The organism is Echinicola salinicaeni (assembly GCF_014280965.1).
Taxonomy (GTDB): Bacteria; Bacteroidota; Bacteroidia; order Cytophagales; family Cyclobacteriaceae; genus Echinicola; species Echinicola salinicaeni.
In genome coordinates this window covers 395,896-418,892 of the sequence record NZ_JACODZ010000001.1, presented here as the reverse complement: position 1 = coordinate 418,892, position 22,997 = coordinate 395,896, and the positions used below count along the sequence as shown (strand labels likewise).

At 40.1% G+C, this 22,997-nt stretch carries 16 protein-coding genes; 7 read left to right on the top strand and 9 right to left on the bottom strand.

Annotated elements, in window-relative coordinates; all coding sequences use genetic code 11:
- The first annotated feature begins 143 nt into the window (after positions 1-143).
- The 3 genes from H7U17_RS01680 to H7U17_RS01670 all read left to right on the top strand — a co-directional run bounded on the left by H7U17_RS01680 (position 144) and on the right by H7U17_RS01670 (position 4,394).
- Complete coding sequence (locus tag H7U17_RS01680) at positions 144-3,299, top strand: ligand-binding sensor domain-containing protein (protein ID WP_186754120.1); 3,156 nt, start codon at positions 144-146, stop codon at positions 3,297-3,299.
- 12 nt (positions 3,300-3,311) lie between these two features.
- Positions 3,312-3,905 (top strand): response regulator transcription factor, encoded by a 594-nt coding sequence (locus H7U17_RS01675; RefSeq protein ID WP_186754119.1) that lies wholly within the window; start codon positions 3,312-3,314, stop codon positions 3,903-3,905.
- An 87-nt stretch (positions 3,906-3,992) separates the two neighbouring features.
- Positions 3,993-4,394, top strand: a complete 402-nt coding sequence (locus tag H7U17_RS01670) for a lipocalin-like domain-containing protein (protein ID WP_186754117.1) — start codon at positions 3,993-3,995, stop codon at positions 4,392-4,394.
- 110 nt (positions 4,395-4,504) lie between these two features.
- Here H7U17_RS01670 and H7U17_RS01665 read toward each other — a convergent pair whose 3' ends face one another.
- The 4 genes from H7U17_RS01665 to H7U17_RS01650 form a co-directional block, all read right to left on the bottom strand.
- Positions 4,505-5,536, bottom strand: a complete 1,032-nt coding sequence (locus tag H7U17_RS01665; protein WP_230981228.1) for a sialidase family protein — start codon at positions 5,534-5,536, stop codon at positions 4,505-4,507.
- Between the two features lie 96 nt (positions 5,537-5,632).
- Positions 5,633-6,643 carry a zinc-binding alcohol dehydrogenase family protein gene (locus H7U17_RS01660; RefSeq protein ID WP_186754115.1) on the bottom strand — a complete coding sequence of 337 codons (1,011 nt, stop codon included), beginning with the start codon at positions 6,641-6,643 and terminating at the stop codon, positions 5,633-5,635.
- A gap of 71 nt (positions 6,644-6,714) precedes the next feature.
- A complete protein-coding gene (fucP, locus tag H7U17_RS01655; RefSeq protein ID WP_186754113.1) occupies positions 6,715-8,010 on the bottom strand; it encodes an L-fucose:H+ symporter permease in 1,296 nt (431 codons plus the stop codon).
- 36 nt (positions 8,011-8,046) lie between these two features.
- Positions 8,047-9,081, bottom strand: coding sequence for an aldo/keto reductase (locus H7U17_RS01650; protein ID WP_186754111.1), 1,035 nt, complete (start codon positions 9,079-9,081; stop codon positions 8,047-8,049).
- Positions 9,082-9,232: 151 nt separating this feature from the next.
- Here H7U17_RS01650 and H7U17_RS01645 point away from each other — a divergent pair, with 151 nt between their 5' ends.
- From H7U17_RS01645 to H7U17_RS01630, 4 genes are all read left to right on the top strand, one after another.
- Complete coding sequence (locus tag H7U17_RS01645) at positions 9,233-10,255, top strand: LacI family DNA-binding transcriptional regulator (protein WP_186754109.1); 1,023 nt, start codon at positions 9,233-9,235, stop codon at positions 10,253-10,255.
- A gap of 73 nt (positions 10,256-10,328) precedes the next feature.
- On the top strand, positions 10,329-11,075 hold the full coding sequence (locus H7U17_RS01640) for a VIT1/CCC1 transporter family protein (RefSeq protein WP_186754107.1): 747 nt from the start codon (positions 10,329-10,331) through the stop codon (positions 11,073-11,075).
- A 295-nt stretch (positions 11,076-11,370) separates the two neighbouring features.
- The gene (locus tag H7U17_RS01635) at positions 11,371-12,618 is read left to right on the top strand and encodes a DEAD/DEAH box helicase (protein ID WP_186754105.1); all 1,248 of its coding nucleotides are present in this window, start codon (positions 11,371-11,373) and stop codon (positions 12,616-12,618) included.
- A 185-nt stretch (positions 12,619-12,803) separates the two neighbouring features.
- Positions 12,804-13,712: a mechanosensitive ion channel family protein gene (locus tag H7U17_RS01630; RefSeq protein WP_186754104.1), complete on the top strand. Its 909-nt coding sequence runs from the start codon at positions 12,804-12,806 to the stop codon at positions 13,710-13,712.
- A gap of 32 nt (positions 13,713-13,744) precedes the next feature.
- Here H7U17_RS01630 and H7U17_RS01625 read toward each other — a convergent pair whose 3' ends face one another.
- From H7U17_RS01625 to H7U17_RS01605, 5 genes are all read right to left on the bottom strand, one after another.
- The gene (locus H7U17_RS01625) at positions 13,745-15,430 is read right to left on the bottom strand and encodes a ribulokinase (RefSeq protein ID WP_186754102.1); all 1,686 of its coding nucleotides are present in this window, start codon (positions 15,428-15,430) and stop codon (positions 13,745-13,747) included.
- Positions 15,431-15,490: 60 nt separating this feature from the next.
- Positions 15,491-17,038, bottom strand: coding sequence for an alpha-N-arabinofuranosidase (locus tag H7U17_RS01620; RefSeq protein WP_186754100.1), 1,548 nt, complete (start codon positions 17,036-17,038; stop codon positions 15,491-15,493).
- A gap of 45 nt (positions 17,039-17,083) precedes the next feature.
- A complete protein-coding gene (locus tag H7U17_RS01615; RefSeq protein WP_230981226.1) occupies positions 17,084-19,018 on the bottom strand; it encodes a glycoside hydrolase family 97 protein in 1,935 nt (644 codons plus the stop codon).
- 29 nt (positions 19,019-19,047) lie between these two features.
- Positions 19,048-21,417, bottom strand: a complete 2,370-nt coding sequence (locus tag H7U17_RS01610) for a glycoside hydrolase family 127 protein (protein WP_186754098.1) — start codon at positions 21,415-21,417, stop codon at positions 19,048-19,050.
- Between the two features lie 153 nt (positions 21,418-21,570).
- Complete coding sequence (locus H7U17_RS01605) at positions 21,571-22,554, bottom strand: arabinan endo-1,5-alpha-L-arabinosidase (protein ID WP_186754097.1); 984 nt, start codon at positions 22,552-22,554, stop codon at positions 21,571-21,573.
- Positions 22,555-22,997: the final 443 nt, after the last annotated feature.

Genomic DNA, 22,997 nt, shown 5'->3' with positions numbered 1-22,997 from the left:
TAATTCAAAGATCTGCTTAGAGACTTTGGTAAGAATTAAGATGATCAACCACTACCAATGAAATTTACCATTTTTTATTTATTAGCACATAAATACATTAAATTAGGTATTGCTTAAACCAAGGGCAATGACAATTTTTACGTATGCTTAGAATATTATCTTTTTGTATCTTTTTAATGCTTTCATCAAGTGTAGATCCAGTCTTTTCGAAGGGGCTTTTCGAAAATTTCAGGGCTTATGATTTAACTGATGGGATCAACCAACCTTTTCCCTATGATATACTGCATAGTCAAAGTGGCTATCTCTGGGTAGCAGGAGAAAATGGGCTTTGGAAATTTGACGGCAATTCCTTCAAATCCTATCAGCATGATGTAGCCGATAGCAGCTCATTGGCCTATGATTTTGTTTGGGTGATATTTGAGGACAGCCAAAATAATATCTGGGCAGGAACCTATGGAGGAGGCCTCAGCAGGTACAATCCAAATACCGATAATTTCACCAGCTTCTCCTATGACAAAGATGATTCTCTTTCCATCAGTGATAACAGGGTCAGGGGAATAGCTGAAGACCCCAATGGGAATATCTGGCTAGGCACTGACAATGGGCTCTCCATGTTTGACCTCAAAAGCGGTAAATTTACCAGATATGATATGGAAGATGGTTTATTGAGCAAGACTATCCGACAGATAAAACTATCCCAAGACCATAAAAGTCTCTTCATCGCTACTGGCAATGGATTGAATATACTAGACTTGGAAACAAAAAAGTATACCGCTATTAAGCATCATGAAAATGACGAAAACAGCTTAAGTCATTTTTACCTCTATGATATTCTAGAGTACCCAAAAGGAACACTTTGGCTGGGCACTGGAGCAGGTTTGGATAAGATGGATATAAAAACCAAAACCTTCACCCACTTCAAGTCCAATCAAAACCCCAATAGCCTAAGTCATGATGTCATCTTCTCCATCAATAAACATCCTTATCATCCAAACAAACTATTTGTGGGCACTCTTGATGGTTTGAACGTAATGGACCTAAAATCAAATCAAATCCAACGCATCTGGTCTGATAAGTCAAAACCAAACAAGCTGAAAGGAGACAATATTTACAAAGTCAGTCCTGGCCGGGATGGAAGTCTCTGGGTGGCCGTATATAATGAAGGACTATTCCAATACCATCCCCATTACAACAAATTCAATTCCTTAAAACTGGTAACAAACGCTTCGGACAAATATTATTCCAGGGTATCGAGCATGATCCAACATAATAAGGATGAATATATTTTCACCACTTATTCAGGTCTTTTTGTCAAAAACTTTGAAACCGGCAAAACAGAAAATTATAAAATAGCAAATGGTGACCCCAATAGTGTGAACAGAATGGCCATGATCACTAGAATTTCAGATCATATCTACTGGATAAGTACTTGGAGTAATTTTATTTATGTCTGGAATCACCAAACAAAAAAGCTGAGCCCGCTAACACATAAGACACCTAAGGGAAAGTTCCTTCCAGAATTCAATTTGCCCATTTTATGTGACAGCAAAAACAGGATATGGATTGGCAATTCAGAAAAAGGCTTATTTATCTGGAATGAAGAAACACAGCAGGCTGATCCCTTTCCGATCAATGATCAGCTCGTCAATCAGGGAAATCATGATGAATTTATTTCCTATATATTCGAAGACAGCAAAAATAATATATGGGTCGGGAGCCAAGGAGGTCTTAACCTCCTAGATGAGGAAAGTCAAACCTTTAAAAAATTCCAACATGTAGAGGGAGATTTCAATAGCCTGAGCAATAATAAAATCAACCATATTTCCGAAGACCATTTAGGAAATTTATGGATAAGCACAGAACTTGGCCTCAGCAAGTTCAATACAAACGATAGCTCATTCACCAATTATTACACCGTGGATGGCCTGCCTTCCAATGTGATCAGTTCAACTATTGAGGATAATAAAGGAAATCTATGGATAGCTACGGCAGAAGGAATTTCCCAAAAGAGTCCAGATGGAGATTTAAGAAATTACAATGGCCAGGATGGCATCATGGATAACTATTTTATCTTTCGCGCTGCCTACAAAGATGACAAAGGCCGGATTTTCTTTGGCAATTCTACTGGTCTTGAATATTTCGATCCCCAGCAGATCCCAGAAAACAAACTTGAGCCAGAGGTATTAATAACAAGCATAGATCTGTTTAATAACCCCATAAGCCCTGGAGATTCCAGCAAAATCTTAAAACAGGCCGCTACTCATACCAAATCTGTGACCTTCACGCATGAACAATCGGTAATTTCATTTCATTTTACTGCTATTAACCATATTAATGGTCATAAAAACAAGTTTCAATACCGATTATTAGGCTATGATAAAGACTGGAGGCCTGTCACTGATAACCGATCTACCACCTATACCAATTTGCCCCCCGGAAACTATACCTTCCAAGTAATGGCCTGCAATAATGATGGCAAGTGGTCAACCCAGAAGGCATCTCTAGCGGTCACCATCCTTCCTCCTTGGCACCGGACATGGTGGTTCAAGACTTTATTTACACTTTCATTTTTGGGCATAGTCCTCTATCAGTTTTTGAGTCTAAATAATAAAAGGGAAAGACTTCAAAACATGGTGAGCGAAAGAACCTCTGAAATACAACTTCAAAAAGACAAAATAGAAGCACAGCACCTCATTTTACAGCAAAAAAACCAAAAAATTGAAAACCTCTTACGAGAGCTCAACCACCGAGTAAAAAACAATTTACAACTCGTCTCCAGTATCTTAAACCTTCAAAGCAGAAGTGTAAAAGACCTCAACGCCAAAGAAGCACTTACAGACGGACGTATGCGGATGCAGGCACTTTCTCTTTTGCACCAAAAGCTATATGTGAACGAAATCGATTCTACGGTCAATTGTAAAAATTACATAAAAGACTTATTCGATCAAATTGAAACAGCCTTTAAAAGCAATTATAAATCCTTTGAATATAATTTCAAAGCTGATGACTTTTCTTTGGAGCTTGACAAGGCCATTCCTCTGGGGCTTATTCTGAACGAGCTGATCACCAACTCATTTAAACATGTCCAAGAGGATAAGATTATTATTAACTTAAACCTGACTAAGAAAAACGGTTTGATGCATTTTTCATTTTCAGACAATGGACAAGGGCTCACAGAATCCTTGATTCTGGAATCTACATCTTTTGGCTTGAGCATGATCCGGTCTTTGGTGGAGCAACTGAACGGAAAACTGGATATTTCTGAGGATAGGAATACAAAAATTAGCATCGTATTTTAAAGCACAAGATAAATGGATCGTATTAAAAAAGTAATGATCATCGAAGATGAGATATTGATAGCCAAGGACCTTGCTTATCTCTTGGAGGATATGGGATATGAAAATGCAGGTATAGCCAACTCAGCAGAGCAAGCCTTGGAATTATTCAAAAAGAACAGGGTGGACTTACTCCTATGCGATATCAATATTAACGGTACTATGGATGGGATCGAAACCGTCCAATGCATCCAAAAATACAAAGAAGTTCCAGTCATCTATATATCTGCCTTTTCTGACCCCATAACCGTAAACAGAGCTATAGCAACTTCTCCGAGCTCATTTTTGACCAAGCCTTATAATGAAAGAAGTGTGCAGATCGCCATCGATTTGGCCTTTGCCAATTTTAACAAAACCAATAGAAACCTAGAGGAAAATGAAGTATTTCAACAGTTGACTCAACGCGAAAGAGAAATCATTTTATTGATTGCAGAAGGGAAAACAAGTGCAGAAATCGCCGATCAACTTTTTATTAGTCCTACTACCGCTGCGAAACACAGGAATAATATTTTAGCCAAAACAGGCTGTAACAACACATCTGAAGTGATTAAATTACTTTACAGCAAATAAAACAGTTAAAACTGTAGCATTTCTCTCCCTACGGACGTAAAGGCAATAAAGACTTTTTAAATTACAACTTTTAAAACAATTTAAATTATGAAAAAATTATTTGTAGCATTTGTTTTTATTGGCTTAATATCTTCCTGCAACGACGATGATAGGGATATGAATGCTGAAACCTCTATTGTAGGTACATGGAAGCTCTCCGAAATTTATAATGACCCTGGAGATGGAAGTGGTACATTTGAAGAAATTGACGGAGAAAAAATGGTTACATTTCATGCTGATGGCACATTCACCTCCAATGGTATTATGTGCTCAAATTATGTCACCACTGAAACACCAAGCTCAGGCACCTATTCAATGGCTGACTCTACTTTTATGACTTCTGCTTGCGATGAACCAACAAATAAATACAAGTTTGAAATTTCTGGAAAAACCCTATCCATTTACTACCCCTGCATAGAGGGATGTGGTTCTCGTTACTCAAAACAGTAAATTAAAGCTTAAAAGTATATAACTGAAACAAATAATAACCACAGATAAAATAAAAATAGGCTTAAAAAGCAAGCCATTCAATATTAATTTATCTGTGGTTAACAACTTCCTTAATTCAATTCTAGCTCTAAATATTTAACCTTTTTTCTCTTCCAGGTATAGGAAATATGGATCTTGCCATCCTCGGATTGAATAATGGCTGGGTAACTGAATTCCCCTTCATTTTCATCTTCCAAAACCAGTATATCCTTCCAATTGAGTCCATCATCGGAAATGGCTAGATTCAGTTTATTCCTTCCGTCAGACCAATCTTTTCCTTTTGTCGTGGGGTTATAAACAAGTAATTGTTTTCCGTTCGCCAAAGTCACCGCGTCAGTACCACTGTTTGGATTGAGCAGTTCAGTCCTCTCCAGCTTAGACCAACTTTGACCATTGTCTTCAGACCAAGCTGTGGCAACCGTATTTTGCTTACTACGACAAAGTACCTGAAGCCTGCCGTCTTCATATTCTAAAATACTAGGCTGGATAACATCAAAATCTCCCTCATGGTCTATATTCACTTTTTGCCAAGTCTTTCCTTGGTCTTTGGAAATCTCTATATGCGCCCTCCACCCCTTATCATCCTCCACACTAGATGGAGCCAAAACAGTCCCATCACTTAATGCAATGGGTTTGTTCTTTATGGGACCTAAAATACCATCTGGTAATTTAATGGCCTTTGACCAAGTATTACCATCATCAATACTGACTTTATACATTCCCCACCATTCTTGCGGAGAAGGACCTTCTTTATAAAAAAGCACCAGCTCATCATTGGGCATTTCAAACAGCACTGGATTCCAAGTAGGATAACTGAGGTTTTCATCCACATATCCATCAGCGACCTTTTTCGGATCAGACCAGGTCTTACCGGATTTTTCAGCAGTCCAGATAGCTACATTGGGATGGCGCTCATATTCTCCACCAAACCATGCTGCCATGATATTTCCATTCTCCAACTCCACCAAGGTAGTAGCATGGCACTCTTCAAAAGGCGCCTCATCATATATAAAACCTTCTTCGATTATTTTTACATCTACTTGCCCAAAGCTGAAGCCATAGGTCAATAAAACCAAAAGCACCAGCGTCATTCTTTTTTTCATCCTCTTCAGCATAATTCTTTAATTGACAATTTAATCAAACAGTCTGTATCTAAATACCCACAAAACAAAAAAGTGGACTATTAAGCCCACTTTCTTTTATAATTTCACCATTGCTTTGATTACCTTATTGGCAGGATCAAGCCAAGAAGCAAAATTTTCCTTGACATGGTCAAACCCTACCTCATGAGTAATATAAGAGGCTGCTTTGACTTTTTTATCCTTTAGTGCTTCCAGCACATTATCAAAATCCTCACGCGTAGCATTTCTACTGCTCATCAGTGTGGACTCTCGCTTATGAAAATCAGGATGGCTAAAGGCTATTTCACCTTTTTGCAAGCCCACCAAAACATACCTTCCTCCATGGGCCATCAGTTCAAATCCATTATGGATAGCCACGGCACTTCCTGTCGCATCGATGACTGATTCGGCAAATCCACCGGAGGTGATTTGCTCTATTTCAGCTTGATAGTTTCCTTTCGCATTCACGGTATATTCAATTCCCAAGACTTCACGGCAAAATGCCAGTCGATCCTCATTGATATCCATTGCGATGACTTTACCACCAGCAATCCTGGCAAACTCCATCACGCCAAGTCCAATGGGACCTGCCCCCATCACAATGACAAACTCTCCGGGAATAACCCCTGCCCTTCGCACCCCATGGGCACCAATGGCCAGTGGTTCGGCCAAAGCCAGTTCCTCCAGACTCAACCCCTCTTTTTTGATCAAAGAAGAACTAGGGACCATGATAAATTCCTTCATCCCTCCATCTTCATGGACACCAAAGACACTGATGGTCGCACAGCAATTTGGCTTCCCCGCCTTGCAAGCCACACATTCACCACAACTGAAATAAGGTATAATACTTACCAAATCTCCCTCGGAAAAACCTTCAGCCCCATCTACTGCCACCAATTCACCAGAAAGTTCATGACCAAGTACCCTAGGATAATTAAAATAGGGCTGGGTACCTTCATAAGCATGCAGGTCAGTACCACAGATCCCGATCCTCTTGACCTTGATGATGGCCTTGCCAGATTCAAGCTGGGGTTCTTGAGTTTCCCCATACTCAAATTCCCCTGGTTTATTACAAGTCAATGTTTTCATTTTCCACCTTGATTTTTCTCAGGTAACTTATTAAAAGCCAACTGAGCTAAGTTCAAAAATTAAAGTCCATATTAGGCATGTTGGGCCATAGCCGGAATTTCCTTCTTATGTCTGTAATGATAAATACCATAAATCACCACCAAAAGATAGCAGAACGCAGGTACAAAGAATGAAATATGTATGCTCTCAAAGCTATCTGAAACAAAACCTTGAATCACTGGGAAAACTGCTCCACCCAAGATTGCCATGATCAATCCAGATCCACCAAGTTTGGTATCCTCTCCAAGCCCTTCTGCTGCCAATCCATAAATAGTAGGGAACATCAAGGACATACATCCTGAAATACCCACCAATGCGATGGCTCCTACCATTCCACCACCAAAGATCACCACGAATGTTAGCCCTATAGCTATTGCTGCCGAAATGGCTATCAACATACTCGGACGGATAAACTTCATCAAGGCTGTAAACAAGAATCTACTGGCTGTAAATAGCACCAAGCCTGCTAAATAATAATCAGAAGCATCGCTCTCATTTAGCTGAAGCTCAATCATGATATAGCGAATGGTAAATGACCAAACACCTATTTGTGCACCGATATAAAAGAACATGGTCAGTACCCCAAAAGTATAGTTCTTGTTGGCGAAAAGCCGCTTAAAACCATTGGATAAAGAATCATGCTGAACATCCTCTGATGCTTTAGGCATTTTGGTGAATTTTATCAACATCCACACCACAACCAAGAATAAAGCAACCCCTACATAAGTTCCCATGACAGCATCCAATTCAGCCTGCTGAACTTGCTGAAGCTCTGCAGCAGTCATTTTCCCTCGGTCTTCTGCCTCTGCTACATTGAGCTGTGACAAAATGAACACCTTACTTAGCACTACCCCAATAATAGATCCAACGGGATTAAATGACTGTGCTAAATTCAACCTTCTAGTAGCTGATTCTTCTGGCCCCATGACCATGATATAAGGGTTGGCCGAAGTTTCCAAGATAGAAAGTCCACCAGCCAACACATAAAGGGCAAAAAGGAAAAAACCATAGGACATCAAAATACTTGCTGGGTAAAACAATAACCCCCCAACAGCAAAAAGTCCCAAACCCAATAATACACCTGATTTATAAGTGTATTTCTTTATATAAATAGCTGCTGGTAAGGCCAAACAGAAATACGCCCCGTAAAAGGCCATCTGAATCCAGGAAGTCTGGGTATCAGTCATGCTGAGGATTTTCTTAAAAGCCGCCAACAAAGTATCTGTCATATTGTTGGCCAAGCCCCAAAGTAGAAAAAGACTGGTCAGTAAAATAAAAGGCAATAATGTCTCTTTGGACACCAGCCTTGATTTAGTTTGGTTATTCATCTTATATGAGGGTAAATTGATAATTTATAATAATACTTAAACTGGACTATATTCATGCAATAATCCTCTATTTTTTAGTTCTGCCCAAAACTCATCCGGCAACTTATTGACAGTGGAATCTACATTTCTTTTAACTTTATCAGGTTCAGTAGTACTAAGTGCCACACTCGTCACACCTGGTGCTGAAAGCCCAAATTGGACACATGCATGAGCAGGTGTAACACCAAAGTCTTTGCATGCAGCAAAGAACTTGTCCCTCCATTCAAACTTTTGCTTGTTTTCAGGAGTGTCAGGCCTGATCAACTTATAATCATAATAGTCTCCACCTACCAAAAATCCTGATTGAAAAACTGCTGAATTCAAGATTCCAACACCATCATCTGCCAATTGCTGCATAAATGCCATCAGATCCTTTGGATGGGAAATGATGGTCATACTGTTGGCAAACATGACCCAATCTAATTTGATATGTTCATAAATCCGAGGGATCACTTTCCAGTCTTTCGCTCCAACGCCTATTCCTTTAACAAGGCCTTTTTTCTTCAAATCCTCCAGCGCTCTATACGCTTCTAGAATATCTTCGAATAAAGCTGCTTCTTCAGCTTCATTTTTGGCATTCGCTAAATATTCGTCAGGGTCATGGACAGAAGCTAACTGAGTCGAGTATCCCTGAAGCAATTCGTTTCCTTCCTCGAAACATTCGAGGATACCATCATAACTGATTTTTTGGACTGCATCGTGTTTGAGATCTCTCCAAACCCCTTTTTCAAAAGTAGGTTCTGGACCTAGAAGCGGACTCCTTACCCAGCCCAATTTATTGCTGACTACAACCTCATCTTTTGGAATATTAAGGGCATTTAAGGCATTGCCTAATGATTCCAGAGCAAGTCCAGCACCGTATTTTCCAGCCGAATCAAAAAATGTCTGGGGTTGGGTGTATTTTATACTTTCTTTAACTAATTCTTCTTTCACTTTTGGATCAAGGGCTGTAAATAAATTGCCCAATGCGCTGGTTCCAAAAACGATGGATGGTACTTGAATACCGGTATTACCTAAGGGTTTTAATGTCATCTTTAATATGTTATCCTGGGAAAACTGACGCGAAATATAAATAATTATTTGTTCAAAAAAAGCCTTCATAGTCCCATCAATCCATCGCTTTTACCTGCAAAGGTTTGTGCAAAGCTTTGCAGGTAAAATATTTTTTCAATTTATTTGAATTATGAAGAAAAAGAGGATCACCCTTAAAGACATAGCCAAAGAACTCAATGTCTCAATTTCCACCGTTTCGAGGGCTTTGAAGGACCATCCTGATATAGACAAAACTTTGACAAAAAGAATCAAGACCCTGGCCCAAAAGTGGAATTATATCCCCAACCCCCTGGCAATGGGATTACTGCGACAACAAACTCGTGTAATCGGAGTTATTGTTCCAGATCTGGTGACTTACTTTTTCTCTTCTATTATCTCAGGTATTGAAGAAGAACTACAGCAAGCGGGGTATTATATTGTTATTTCCTCCTCCAAAGAATCCATGGAAAAGGAAATTGAGTCAGTCAACAACCTACTCAATCTAAGAATTGATGGGCTTATTGTTTGTTTGGCGCAGAACAGCAAAAGCACCAAACATTTTGAAAAGGTGCTTGAACATGATGTTCCTCTCGTCTTTTTTGACAGGGTATGTCTGGAGAAAAAGGTCTCGACGGTAGTCGTGGACAATGTATCCATGGCCGAGGATATTACTACCCATTTTTATAAAAACGGAGCGCAAAGAATTGCTCATATTACTGGCCCCAAACACTTGAATATAGTGCAGGAAAGAACAGAAGGCTATTTAAAAGGCCTGAACCAAGTAGGTTTGGAATATGATCCAAAATATTTGATTCGAACGGATCTTTCCCCTGTCAACGCCACAAAGGCCACGCAAAAACTGCTCAATCTACCTTCTCCACCAGATGCCATCCTAGGGGTAAATGATACTGTCATATTTGCTACCATGAAAGAAATCAAAAGCAGGGGTTTATCCATTCCAGAAGATATTATGTTGGCAGGTTTTTCTGATGAATTTCATGCCACTGTAGTAGAACCCAATCTAACCTCTGTAGCCCATCCGACCCACGAGATTGGTAGAAATGCTGCAAAATTAATATTGGAACAAATAGAGGAAGGTCGCTCCATTCAGAAAAAAATCATTCTCAATACTGAATTACATATCCGGGAATCTTCTCAACGAGCAGTTTCTTGAGGATTTCTGACTAAACCTTCTCCACAATTTTATTATATTGAGAAGAAACGTTTTATTCTTCCAATTTTAAATTATGGCTATAGAAGAAGGCAATTTCTCAAAAGGACACCTAAAACAGGAAAATGCAGCCCCTTCCCACTTTGAAAAATATTTAGCAGAATTTGTATATGGAGGCATTGATGGATGCGTGACCACATTTGCTGTGGTGGCCGGTTCTGTCGGAGCTGGACTAGATAGTGCCATCATCATCATTTTAGGCTTTGCCAACCTATTGGCAGATGGTTTCTCAATGTCCATAGGAGCCTATTTATCTTCAAAGTCCGAACGAGCCAATTATCATAAACATAGGAATAGGGAATACTGGGAAATAAAATATATGCCAGAAGATGAAAGGGAAGAGATTCGGACCATTTACAAAGACAAAGGTTTTGAAGGGGAACTTCTGGAACGAGTGGTCGACACCATTACCAGCGACCGAGACCGCTGGGTGGATGTCATGATGAAAGAGGAGTTGGAAATGATCAAAGATAAAAAGTCTCCCTTTTTTATAGGCTTCTTTACCTATATATCATTTATTTCAGTCGGTTTAATTCCTCTGATGGTATATGTATGGGATTATTTCGACCCCATAAACCAAGATATTTTCCTTATCACCTCCATTCTCACAGGCGCTGGTTTTATCCTCATAGGCATTCTTAAAACCTATGTCAATGAAACCAAAATGTGGAAAGGAGCCTTAGAAACCCTCTTCCTAGGTGCAGTGGCCGCCATCGTCGCATATTATGTAGGAGATATTTTGGAACAATTACTTTCCAGGTAAATCATTACCCTGTAATCCATTGGGCTATAATTGGGTGTATTGTTTAACCAATCAATAAAGCTCAAAATACTTAATCCACTGTTTATTAGAATGAGGTATCATTTAATCTGCTCTTTTTTTGATACCTTTGCCTGTTGAGAACTTCCAATATCAAATTATTCTTTTTTCCTGCAGAAACATTCACCTCCCGAATTCTGGGGATTTTGCTGATTTGAAAAGCATCTATGCAAGTAAGCTCCACAAATAATTAATTATCAATTGGATCATCCATAAGGTGTTCCTTATGACACGAAATATGAAATTTGACGATTTGAGGATCATTCCTCCTATACTTAAAGCCTTAAAGGAAAAAAAATATATTGAGCCTACCTCCATACAGGAGCAGGCAATTCCACTAATACTTCAGGGTAATGATGTGCTAGGCTGCGCACAAACAGGCACAGGTAAAACAGCAGCTTTTGCCATCCCTATCATTCAGCACATCCATCAAGCTCCTTACGCCAATGATCCTTGGCCAAAGATCAGGTCATTGATCGTTACCCCTACTAGGGAGCTGGCCATTCAAATCGGCGAGAATATCGATCAATATGCCAAACACACTAAGATCAAGCATTCGGTAATTTTCGGTGGTGTCAAACAGGGACAACAAGTTGAAAAACTTAAAAAAGGTGTACATATACTGGTGGCCACTCCTGGAAGACTGCTGGATTTAATTGACCAGGGACATATCAGCCTGAAATCAGTCGACCTCTTTGTGCTGGATGAGGCAGACAGGATGCTAGACATGGGCTTTATCAATGATATCAAGAAATTACTGAAGATCCTACCTACCAAAAGACAGTCCCTCTTTTTCTCGGCAACCATGCCGGAAAATATCCTTAACCTTTCTAAGCAAATACTGCACCACCCTCAAAAGGTAGAAGTTACGCCAGTTTCTTCCACTGCAGAGACCATCCAACAGTATGTCTATTACACCAATAAAAGCAGCAAAAAAGCCTTGCTGCTTAGTATTTTGGAGGATGAAAAGATTGATCAAGTACTATTGTTCTCCAGGACCAAACATGGAGCAGATAGAATTGTAAGGGATCTCAAAAAGAAGCATATCCATGCTGCTGCCATTCATGGGGACAAGGCACAAAACCAAAGACAAAAGGTTCTTAAGGACTTCAAAGGCGGTAAGATAAGGGTCCTAGTAGCTACCGATATCGCAGCAAGAGGTATTGATATAGACAAATTAAAATATGTAATCAACTTTGATATTCCAGAAGCAGCTGAAACTTATATACACCGTATTGGCAGATCTGGAAGAGCCGGAGAAGCAGGAATTGCACTTTCGCTTTGTGAGCCAGAGGAAAATGCTTACGTAAAGGATATAGAGAAACTGGCCAACAAGAAGATCAATGTGGTAAACAACCACCCATTCCCACAAACAGAAAAGCCCATGACTGCTCAGCAGAAGAAAGAATTCAACAAAGAAAAGCAAAGGCGCAAACAAGAATTCTTCGCTAACCGCAAAAAGAATGGAGGTGGGGGAAGAAGATAAGCCTGTATGATTCTTTTTCTTCTTTGAAAACATAAAAGAGCCTGACCAATGATACAAAACTCAATTGGGCGGGCTCTTTTAATTTGTGTGGAGTACATTAAACATAGGTTATCAATCAATTCCACCCAAATCCAATCTCATTTTTCTAAAAAAAACATTACATTAGGTTGAGCTAGCAATAACCTATGAAACAAGGAGAAGGAGATATTTCAACCATCTTACAATCCCTACAGGATTCCTGGAACAACTTTCTGGAAAATATACCAGGGATCATCCTGGGGCTGGTCATTATCATCCTTGGTTATCTAATCGCAAAGAAACTTGGTTCATTAACCCAGCAAAAAATTTCCAGAAGATCCAGTGATCCCCTTATGAGTAAATTTCTGGGGAATGCCGTAAAGATAGGCTTATTCGTACTCGCGATCATTTGGGCGATGAATATTGCAGGTCTGGGGACTGTCACCACCTTTTTATTGACCTCATTGGGCGCCTCTGCTATCATTATCGGATTTGCTTTTAAGGATATAGGTGAAAATTTTATCAGCGGAATAATTTTAGCCTTTAACCGTCCATTCAATGTAAATGATACTGTGGAAATTGGAGAGCATTTTGGTAAGATCAAATCCCTGGAGTTCAGGTATACCAAACTTAAGACCTTTGACGGGAGAGATGTATATATCCCGAATAGTGATGTATTGAAAAAGCCAGTCATCAACTATACTGAAGATGGTTTCTTCAGATGGGATTTTGTGGTAGGGCTAGCTTATGAAGATGATCTGGATCAGGCCAAGAAAATCATCATGGAAACCGTTAATAAGCATCCCTCCATAGTCCAAGATGGGATCCATGAAAACTATGTTGCTGAAGACACATTGGCCACCAGCACAGTAAACCTCAAAGTCTTTTTTTGGGTAAACACCTTTGAATTTAGAAAAGAGGCCGTAATGGTAAAAGGAGAAATCATCAAACAGGTCAAGCAGGCATTAGAAGGCAAAGGTTTTGCTTTACCTAGCGACATTATTGAAGTCAAATTATATGGCAGCCAAAAAGAGTTGCCGGTCAAAATACTAAAAGAGAAAAATGGAAAAACATAAAAGTCCATCAAATTGATGGACTTTTATGTTTATTAATCGGCAAAAGCAATTGATTTTTCACCTTCAACAAAGGAACCAAACTCAGTATATTCCCTATATAATTTTTCGTACACTTTTACATTTTCAGGTATCGGCTCATAAACAGCATCAAAACCATTTGACATCGAGGCAATAGCTGCTTCTGTATTTGGATGTATTCCAGCAGCTACTGATGCATACATGGCTGCACCCAGTGCAGGCGCTTGGTCAGAAGTAGCAATTTTGATAGGCATATTCAAGACATCCGCCATGGTCTGCATGACCAATTGGGACTTTTTGGCCACTCCACCCATACCGATTACCGTATCGATTTGAACACCTTCTTCTCTGAAGCGATCCACTATCTTTTTAGAACCAAAACAAATGGATTCTACCAAAGCCTTAAATACTCTCGCTGCATCTGTGCCCATGCTAAGCCCCATCAAAGCTCCTTTGAGCCCTTGGTTAGCATCAGGTGTCCTCCGGCCATTCACCCAGTCAAGGGCGACGGGAGCAGTTGCTGACAATGGAATTTGTAAAGCCTCCTCAGAAAGTTTTATCAATAATTGACTTTCAATCTCATCGATCAAGGCTTCTTTCTCCTCTTCCTTGATGGTTTTACTGGCTTGGATCAATTCTATGGTAGGTTTGGTAATTAAGTTCTTGAACCATGCCAATACATCTCCAAAACCTGACTGTCCTGCCTCCAAACCAACAGTTCCCGGAACAACTGAACCATCTACCTGTCCACAGATTCCTTTCACTAAATTATCGCCAATGGCATCATAAGAAGCCACCATAATATCACAGGTAGAGGTCCCCATCACTTTTACCAATGTATTCTCAGTAACCTCACCGCCTACGGCACCTGCATGTGCATCAAAGGTACCTACTGCCACTACTGTTTCAGGGTTCAGCCCTAATTTCTCTGCCCATGCTGCACTTAAATTACCTGCAGGCAAGTCCGAGGTAAAGGTGGCTGTATATAAGCGATCCCTTAAATCTGCCAAACGCGGATCTAATTTGCCCAAAAATTCTTTGGGGGGTAAGCCATCCCAGCTTTCATGCCAAAGGGCTTTATGACCAGCGGCACATCTGCTTCTTTTGAAAGAAAGAGGATCTTCCGCCCCTATCAATTCGGCGGTAATTACATCACAATGTTCCATCCAGGAATAAGCTGCCTCTGAAACAGCTTCATCTTCACGGATCACATGCAATATTTTCGCCCAAAACCATTCTGATGAGTAAATTCCACCTTCATACTTAGTATAGTCCTCACCGCCCCAAGTCCTGGCCAATTCATTGATCTCATCTGCTTCTTTGATAGCGGTATGGTCCTTCCAAAGTACCATCATTGCATTGGGGTTTTCTGCAAATTCTGCTGACAAAGCCAATGGCTTTCCTTTCTGGTCAACTGCCATCGGCGATGAACCGGTGGTATCGACACAAATCCCCTTAATCTGATCTTTGGGAACCCCAGACTCCTTTACCACTTCCTTTATGGTTACTTCCAATCCTTCCAGATGATCCAACGGATGCTGTCTGAATTGATTTTCAGTTGGCTTGCAGTATTTCCCCTCTTTCCACCGAGGATACCAGAACACATGGCTGGCTTTTACCTCCCCATTTTCTGTATTGACTATTACTGCCCTAACTGAATCCGAGCCATAGTCAAGGCCGATGACAAAGTTATCCTTCATTGTATATTTTGCTTTGTTATTGTTAATCTACCACTAAATCCAAGGTCCCCATTTATTGACTTATTTCACTCTAAGCACAACTACAGACTTGGCCGGAACTTTGACATTTAACACATCCTTAGCCCATTTGAAATCATCAAATTCTTGGATGCTTACTACATCTTTTTCCTCAAACGAATTATGAGAATTTAAATTTTCGGCCGTCAAATACCTACCACTTACATCCTTTGCATCAGTCCCGTGCAAGAACACTTCTAAGTCAATTGCTTTTTCAGGATCTATATTGGCAATACTTATATTGACCGTACCATCTTCTGAAAGTGATGAGGAAACATTCAATGCTTCCATTTTGGTGCTTCCAGCTTCTACCATATCAGACTGTACATAACTTGGCAAAAGAGTAGCATCCATATGGGGCTTGTATAAATCAAATACATGATATGTAGGCGTGAGCAACATCTTATCTTCTTCAGTCAATATCAAGGCCTGTAGTACATTTACCGTTTGTGCCAAGTTGGCCATATGAACTCTATCAGCATGTTTGTTGAAAGTATTCAGTGTAATTGCAGCCACGAAAGCATCCCTAAGGGTATTTTGCTGATAAAGGAATCCAGGATTGGTATTCGGCTCCACATCATACCAAGTTCCCCATTCATCCACGATCAATTTCACTCTTTTTCGTGGATCATATTTGTCCATGATAGTCTCATGTCTAGCCAGTAATTCATCCATGAATGCTGCTTTTTGCAAGGTTACCAGGTATTCTTCTTTGGAGAAATCTGTTGAAGATCCCTTGTTTCCCCAACTTCCAGGAACAGTATAATAATGCAAAGACATGGCATCCATCATATGCAAAGGAATCTTCTGCATCAATACCTCTGTCCAATTATAATCTGTGGAATTGGCACCACCAGCTATTTTGTACAATTTCGCTCCAGGATAATCCCTGGCAAAAGTGGCGTATCTCCTATATTCGTTGGCATAATATTCTGGCGTCATATTTCCACCACAGCCCCAACTTTCATTACCTACACCCCAGTACTTGATTTGCCAAGGCTCCTCTCTTCCATTTTTCTTTCTCAAGTCAGCCATTGGACTTACGCCATCAAAATTGATATACTCCACCCATTTTGACATCTCCTCCACAGAACCACTGCCCACATTACCAGTGATATAAGGTTCCGTTTCCAAAAGCTCAACAAATCCAAAAAACTCATGTGTTCCAAAGGAATTGTCTTCAGTAACTCCACCCCAGTGGGTATTGATCATCTTAGGTCTTTCACTTTTAGGACCTATTCCATCTGTCCAATGGTATTCGTCAGCAAAACAGCCTCCCGGCCATCTTAAATTAGGAATATCTAGATTCTTGAGTGCTTGAAAAACATCAGTTCTATAACCATTGATATTTTCTATATCTGAATCAGGGCCTACCCATATGCCACCATAGATACAACGTCCAAGGTGTTCACTGAAATGCCCATAAATATGTCGGCTAATTTGGGTTTTCCCCTGGTCTGCATTGATGACCAACTTATTTTGCGCTTGTACCTTAAGGCCTGACAGCATCACCACTGCTAAAAACAGTCCACCCAGCAATGTCTTTTTCATGATATTTTGAGGTTTATTGATTATTAAGTGTCTAAATTACATTTTTTATTTTAATTGTAAAAGAACAAATCCACCAGATGCGGGTAAATTAATTATAATCTCTTCTTTTTCTTGGACTTGACTGATTTCAAAACCTGAGTTATCTTCATTATCCTCGATAAGTTGCCAACCATTTCCGCCTTTAAATGAGGCCAGGTCTAACAGAACTTGCTTAGTTTCTCCAGTTGCATTTATACCTGCCAAATACCATTTCCCTACTGACTTCCTCGCCAAAACCACATATTCTCCAGGATATCCATCAATAAACTTAATATCTTCCCAAGTACCAGGAAGCTCTCTCAGGAACTCCTTGATTTCATCTGGCTGTTTGGCCATACCCTCTGGCGATTCTGCCAAATGCTGAATTCCTGATTCATAAATCACAGACAGGGCCAATTCAAAGCCTTTACTCGTTTTACGATCTATATTAGGAATTTCATCCAAGGACATAGGTGTGAAATCCATCGGATCAAAAACATTCCTGGTAAACGGCAACATCAAACAATGGGCTGCCACTCTATCAGCAAAAGCCTGTTCAAAAGTTATCATCTCAAACCCCTTTACAGATTCCATTGTCATCAGATGGGGATACGTTCTGTGCCATCCTCGTGGCAAAGTGGTTCCATGGAAATTCACCAAAAGGCCTACCTTAGCCGCATCATTGAGAATGTCATGGTAATAATTGATCATGGATTGTCCATCGCCTCCAAAAAAATCAATTTTCACCCCTGCTACCCCCATATTTTTGATGCGTTGAAATTCCTCCAATCTGCCTTCATCGGTCAGCAACATATTTCTTGGATGATATGGTGTGGTATTCCAAGAACCCGCTGAATTGTACCAAAGGTGAATTTTCACTCCTTTTCCCTCTGCATAATCAACCAATTCTTTGACCTTATCATAACCAATTGTGGTATCCCAGTTTACATCTATTAGACAATGCTCATATTGCATATCCGCAGCAAAGTCTATATGCTCCTTCTGAATATCATAGGTAATGGACTGGTCCTTGCCCAATGCCCAACTCCAAGCAGCTTGGCCGGGCTCAACAAAATCCATCGACATATCAATGGCCGGTTTAGCAAGATCCGTCCCAAGGGTAGATTCCACTACAGCCCCCAAGCTTCCTACTGCCAAAATCCTCCACGGAGAATTCCAAGGCAAAGTACTGCTTGGCTTGGCAGGTCCTCCTGGAAAAACTTCCTCTTTACCAGGAAAAACAAGAGCATATTCTCCTTCTGGAGATTCAGGAGCCAACCTACTACCACAATAATCATATCCAAGTCCAGCTTCAGAAATCAAAACCCAGTGATTATTACTATGGAACAAGGCTGGATACACCCAACCAGATGGAATTGGAGATGGTGTTCCCACAGGTACCTCCATTTGATATTCTTCCTCATAGGAGGGGTTGCTGGACTCCCAGCCAGTGTTTACTTCAGCAATTGGCTGCATCCAGGCTTTGGCTGAAGAGGGAAAATTATAGCTGGTTTTTTCCTCTTCAATGACATAGATTTCATCGCCTTTACCATCAAGCTGATACTGTAGCCCCATGCCATCATCAGAAAGCCTGAAAGCTATTTTCATGAGCTTGCCATCTGCATTTTCGAGGGAATAAATACGCTCATTAGCCAAATAGCTAATATCTTTTTTCTTACCATGGGCTAATGTATACTGATCTTTGATCTGTTTAAGATCAGAAATAGACTTTAAATCAAGGGCATTGAAATAGTCCGCCTTATCCATCAGAATCCCTAATTGGGACCACTCCAGAACCTCTTCACCATTTTTGCCCAAATGATAGTAGGCTTTACCATCTTCAATTTTAAAATCCAATTCCAATGTCCCATCCGGAGAAGTAAATCTAGTATCTTTGGATTGCTGACAGCCCAAAAAAAAGAATCCAACTAAAACTGCCCATAATATTCTGCTATTCATCATTTATATTTGTATTTAGTTAGGGTATAATATCACTTCAGCAACCTGATATAATAGATTCTTTCGCTTGGCTTTCCATCTAAAGCTTGGAATTTGAGTACTAGATTTTCTTCTTTTTGTAGGTCCCCTGACAAGTTATAATCCAAAGACTGACTGGCCCCTACCGCATCTTTTAGCAATTCTTTTTTTAAGAGTTGGTCATTAATATAAATGGCAAAGGCTTGGCCTTTTACCTCAGCGGGATAAGTAATCCTCAGTTTCTTGGCCTTTAAATCTTTATTCTTTAACTCATAACTAAACCAAGATGAAGTACTTCTCCAAAAGTAGCCATCCTCATTTCCTGATAATGTTTGCTGACCTTTAAAAAAATGGTCTGATTCCGGCTGCTGTTCTCCAGTGGCCACCTGATCCACCGTTTGTCTCTCCAAGGCCAACATCATACCATCCTTTTTATTGATTGAAGCCTTCACTTTATCTACTTCTGTCTCATTGGCTATTGGCCAATAGATTTGGTACCTGGACTCATGAATTGTATAAAAGGGTTTCAGGATAAGTGTTTCCTTTTGCTGAGGAGCAATTTCGCCCTTTAGTCTAAATGTTAGTCCTGCTTCCGAAATAGGTTCAACTTGATTGGTAAGATCGTCACTTTCACTGATCAACAAGGGCGTTTCAGCCAATGGGCGCATTTTTCCAGATGCCACATGTCCCATTCGACTATCATTTGCAAATAGACCGGGCATTTGGTCATTTCCTTCTTCTGCTGCCAAAACAATTGGCCCATACACAAATGCTCCCCAGTTAGAATCATCCGGCAAAGCCTCCCATTTCATTTCCATTGGGAATTCAGCTTTGATCTCATCTCCGTTTTTCCATTTCCTCTCCAGCGCCACATAAGTACCCGGCCCTGAATTCACCTGAACAGGCTTTCCATTAACCTGTATCTTCATTGAGCCAGCACTTACCCAAGAAGGATAGCGAAGCATGATTTTCATTCTTTTGGGTCTTTTAAGTTTTAATGAGAGTTGGCTGCTTGCCGAAGTTGGAAAATCTGTGGACTGTACTAATTCCATCCCTTGCTCTTTCCAATTGAGTTGTGAAGGAATAAACAGATTGATATATAGTTCATCCTCCGCATGGGCATAGATAAACTCACCGTATTTAGCGTGATTTTCCAGGCCCGAACCCACACAGCACCAAAAACCTTCATGAGGCTGGGAATACACCCTGTAATGGCCGGGTCTCATTGGGGTGAAATAAACAAAACCTCCCTTGCTGGGATGCTGGCTGGAGAGAATATGATTGTATAAACCGCGTTCATAAAAGTCAACATATTCTACAGCTGGATTGGACAAGTACAGCTGTTCACTCAGCCTAAGCATATTATAGGTATTACAGGTTTCCGGCCCCTGCTCTGAAGAGACCATAGGAGAAAAATCATCAACAGGATGAAAATGCTCCCTAACACTATTTCCTCCTATGGCTACTGACCTATTTTCCACCACTGTATGCCAAAAGAAATCAGCTGCTTGCTGCCATTCAGCCAAGCCAGATTCTTGAGCAATACGTTGAAAACCAATTACTTTTGGAATCTGTGTATTGGCATGCATGCCTGTCAGTTCATCCCTTTCTTCTTCCAGTGGTCCAAGCAACAACTGGTGGGACATCTTTTTGGCCAATTCCAAATATTTCTCATCACCAGTAATGGCCGAAACATCTGCAAACACCTCGTTCATTCCTCCATGCTCACTGATCAACATTTGCTGGAATTCTTCCTCAGTGAGATCCTTGGTCAAATCATAGAACCAATCACTTAATTCGATCAACATACCCTTTGCTTGTTGGTTTTTACCAATAAGATATGCATCTCTTAAACCGGCATAGATCTTATGTATATTATACAGTGGCACCCATTTTTGATTAAGAGAAAAGCCTCCAGCATCTATATTTCCTTTTCCTATTTCTTCCCACATGGCCTTTCCTCCAGGAATACCTCCCAAATACCCATTCCCATTCTTTTGCTGAGCCAAGGCAAGTTGCCCAACCATATAATCCATCCTATCTTTTATTTCTTGATCCCCAGTGCTGGCATACATCATGGCCAATGCGGACAAATAATGCCCGCCAATGTGTCCGTCCAACCCAGTATTCTCCCAGTTTCCATAGCGCTTTGCTGACCAATCTATGCCTGCCTCCAACATATAAGGAGCCAATAACCGGTCAATATCCATTTCAAGGATATATGCTTTATCTACCTCTTGGGCATTCAAGAATGGACTTGGCAGCAATGAAACTTGCTCCAAATCAAACAATTTCAATGATCTACTGGTGTTTTGTGCCAGTGCTATCCTGCTTGAAAAGACCAAAAAAGTCAGCAAGATGATATAGGTTATTTTATGGTTCATCTGATATTAATATTTATCTTTTTTTGTCCCAAATGGCAGTGCCTTCATTATTTAATCCTGAATAGATCAATGATGACATCAAGCTCAAGGACACTGTTTATAGAAACATATAGCTGAATAGTTGCCAAAATATCTTTCCAGCCCCTTGCACATTTAATCTATACTAACCATTGGCCAGCCTTCTTTATCCCAGCTAATCTCACGGATAAACAATCTTGGCCGGGCATTTTGTTGGGCATCGTATCCATGAAAGATCAAATAGTCTTTATTTTCAAAAGTATAGGCAGCATTATGGCCTACCCCATACCAGTCTTCATTACCTTCCAGAACCAAAGTTCCACCTCCATTGTACATGCTCATTCCTGTTTTATCCAGATAAGGCCCTTGTAGCTTTTCAGATCTCCCCACTACCATTTTATAGGTGGATCTTTCACCTCTACAGCATAAGTCAAAGGAGACAAATAAGTAATAATAATTATCCTTTTTGAAGATAAAAGGGGCTTCTAAAGCCGCATCTCCAGGGTTCCGTTCATCCAATTCAAAGCTTCTTTCCCGTCTTGCAATCGTATGCCAATCATCTGGACCATTTTCGACCGACAAAAGGTCATCGCTTAATTTTACCAATTTCAGACCAGACCAAAATGAACCAAAGCTCATCCAATTTTCTCCATTTTCATCAGTAATGATATTAGGGTCAATAGCATTCCACATATCCCTGCCCGGCACACTTTCTATGACAATACCATGATCTTTCCATTCAAAATCTGGAGAATTGGTATCCAAGGTGGTATTGGTGGCCACCCCTATTGCTGAAGTATTTTTTGCAAAGGATGAAACGGAATAATAGAGATAATATTGGCCATTATGATAGGATATGTCCGGTGCCCAAATATGGTTTCTGAAATCAGGCACTACTTCTTTGGCCCAGCGAGGAGCTTCAGAAAAAACGGAGGATTCACGCTCCCAGTTTTCCATATCTTTTGAGGACCACACGGCAATCCCCCTTCCAGTGCAAAAAAGGTAGTAAGTTCCTTCTTCCTGTATCATCACTGGATCATGCACAGAAATCGTTTGTGCTTGGACACTAAAAATCCCCCAAGCACAGCAAATCAATCCTAAAATACATTTCTTTATCATAACAACTTTTTAATGAGAGATCCGACCATCCAACAAAAAGGACGGTCGGATCTCTAAAGGTCAATAGTTAATATTGAATGCATATAATGACGTACCTGCTATAAACAGGTACCAATCACTTGGATCAAATTTGATCTGAATATAGCTTGACCAAAACCAACTCTTGAATTAAAATTTGTTTTTTACACCTAATGTATATTCGAATATAAATCAAAAATTCACATCATCGCAATTTTAATTGTCTTTTTTACACTATTAACATTTTACACGGGCAGTTCTCTAGTATTATTTTAAAAACAAAAGGGGCATTTGTTTAACAATACCAAATTAAATCAATGAAAAAGCACCTACATATCAGGCCAAACAGAGGAATATATAAATATTCGTTAATCACAAAAAACCGAATGGTCCTAGTCGCAATTTTTAAAAAATAGGTATGAAGA

Bases quoted from the DNA above. Each gene is read 5' to 3' on its own strand.
- H7U17_RS01660 (WP_186754115.1), bottom strand. From the start codon at position 6,643: ATGAAAACATTGACTTGTAATAAACCAGGGGAATTTGAGTATGGGGAA.
- fucP (WP_186754113.1), bottom strand. From the start codon at position 8,010: ATGAATAACCAAACTAAATCAAGGCTGGTGTCCAAAGAGACATTATTG.
- H7U17_RS01615 (WP_230981226.1), bottom strand. From the start codon at position 19,018: ATGATGAATAGCAGAATATTATGGGCAGTTTTAGTTGGATTCTTTTTT.
- H7U17_RS01625 (WP_186754102.1), bottom strand. From the start codon at position 15,430: ATGAAGGATAACTTTGTCATCGGCCTTGACTATGGCTCGGATTCAGTT.
- H7U17_RS01620 (WP_186754100.1), bottom strand. From the start codon at position 17,038: ATGAAAAAGACATTGCTGGGTGGACTGTTTTTAGCAGTGGTGATGCTG.
- H7U17_RS01650 (WP_186754111.1), bottom strand. From the start codon at position 9,081: ATGACATTAAAACCCTTAGGTAATACCGGTATTCAAGTACCATCCATC.
- H7U17_RS01640 (WP_186754107.1), top strand. From the start codon at position 10,329: ATGGCTATAGAAGAAGGCAATTTCTCAAAAGGACACCTAAAACAGGAA.
- H7U17_RS01675 (WP_186754119.1), top strand. From the start codon at position 3,312: ATGGATCGTATTAAAAAAGTAATGATCATCGAAGATGAGATATTGATA.
- H7U17_RS01635 (WP_186754105.1), top strand. From the start codon at position 11,371: ATGAAATTTGACGATTTGAGGATCATTCCTCCTATACTTAAAGCCTTA.
- H7U17_RS01680 (WP_186754120.1), top strand. From the start codon at position 144: ATGCTTAGAATATTATCTTTTTGTATCTTTTTAATGCTTTCATCAAGT.
- H7U17_RS01605 (WP_186754097.1), bottom strand. From the start codon at position 22,554: ATGATAAAGAAATGTATTTTAGGATTGATTTGCTGTGCTTGGGGGATT.
- H7U17_RS01665 (WP_230981228.1), bottom strand. From the start codon at position 5,536: ATGAAAAAAAGAATGACGCTGGTGCTTTTGGTTTTATTGACCTATGGC.
- H7U17_RS01610 (WP_186754098.1), bottom strand. From the start codon at position 21,417: ATGAACCATAAAATAACCTATATCATCTTGCTGACTTTTTTGGTCTTT.
- H7U17_RS01670 (WP_186754117.1), top strand. From the start codon at position 3,993: ATGAAAAAATTATTTGTAGCATTTGTTTTTATTGGCTTAATATCTTCC.
- H7U17_RS01630 (WP_186754104.1), top strand. From the start codon at position 12,804: ATGAAACAAGGAGAAGGAGATATTTCAACCATCTTACAATCCCTACAG.
- H7U17_RS01645 (WP_186754109.1), top strand. From the start codon at position 9,233: ATGAAGAAAAAGAGGATCACCCTTAAAGACATAGCCAAAGAACTCAAT.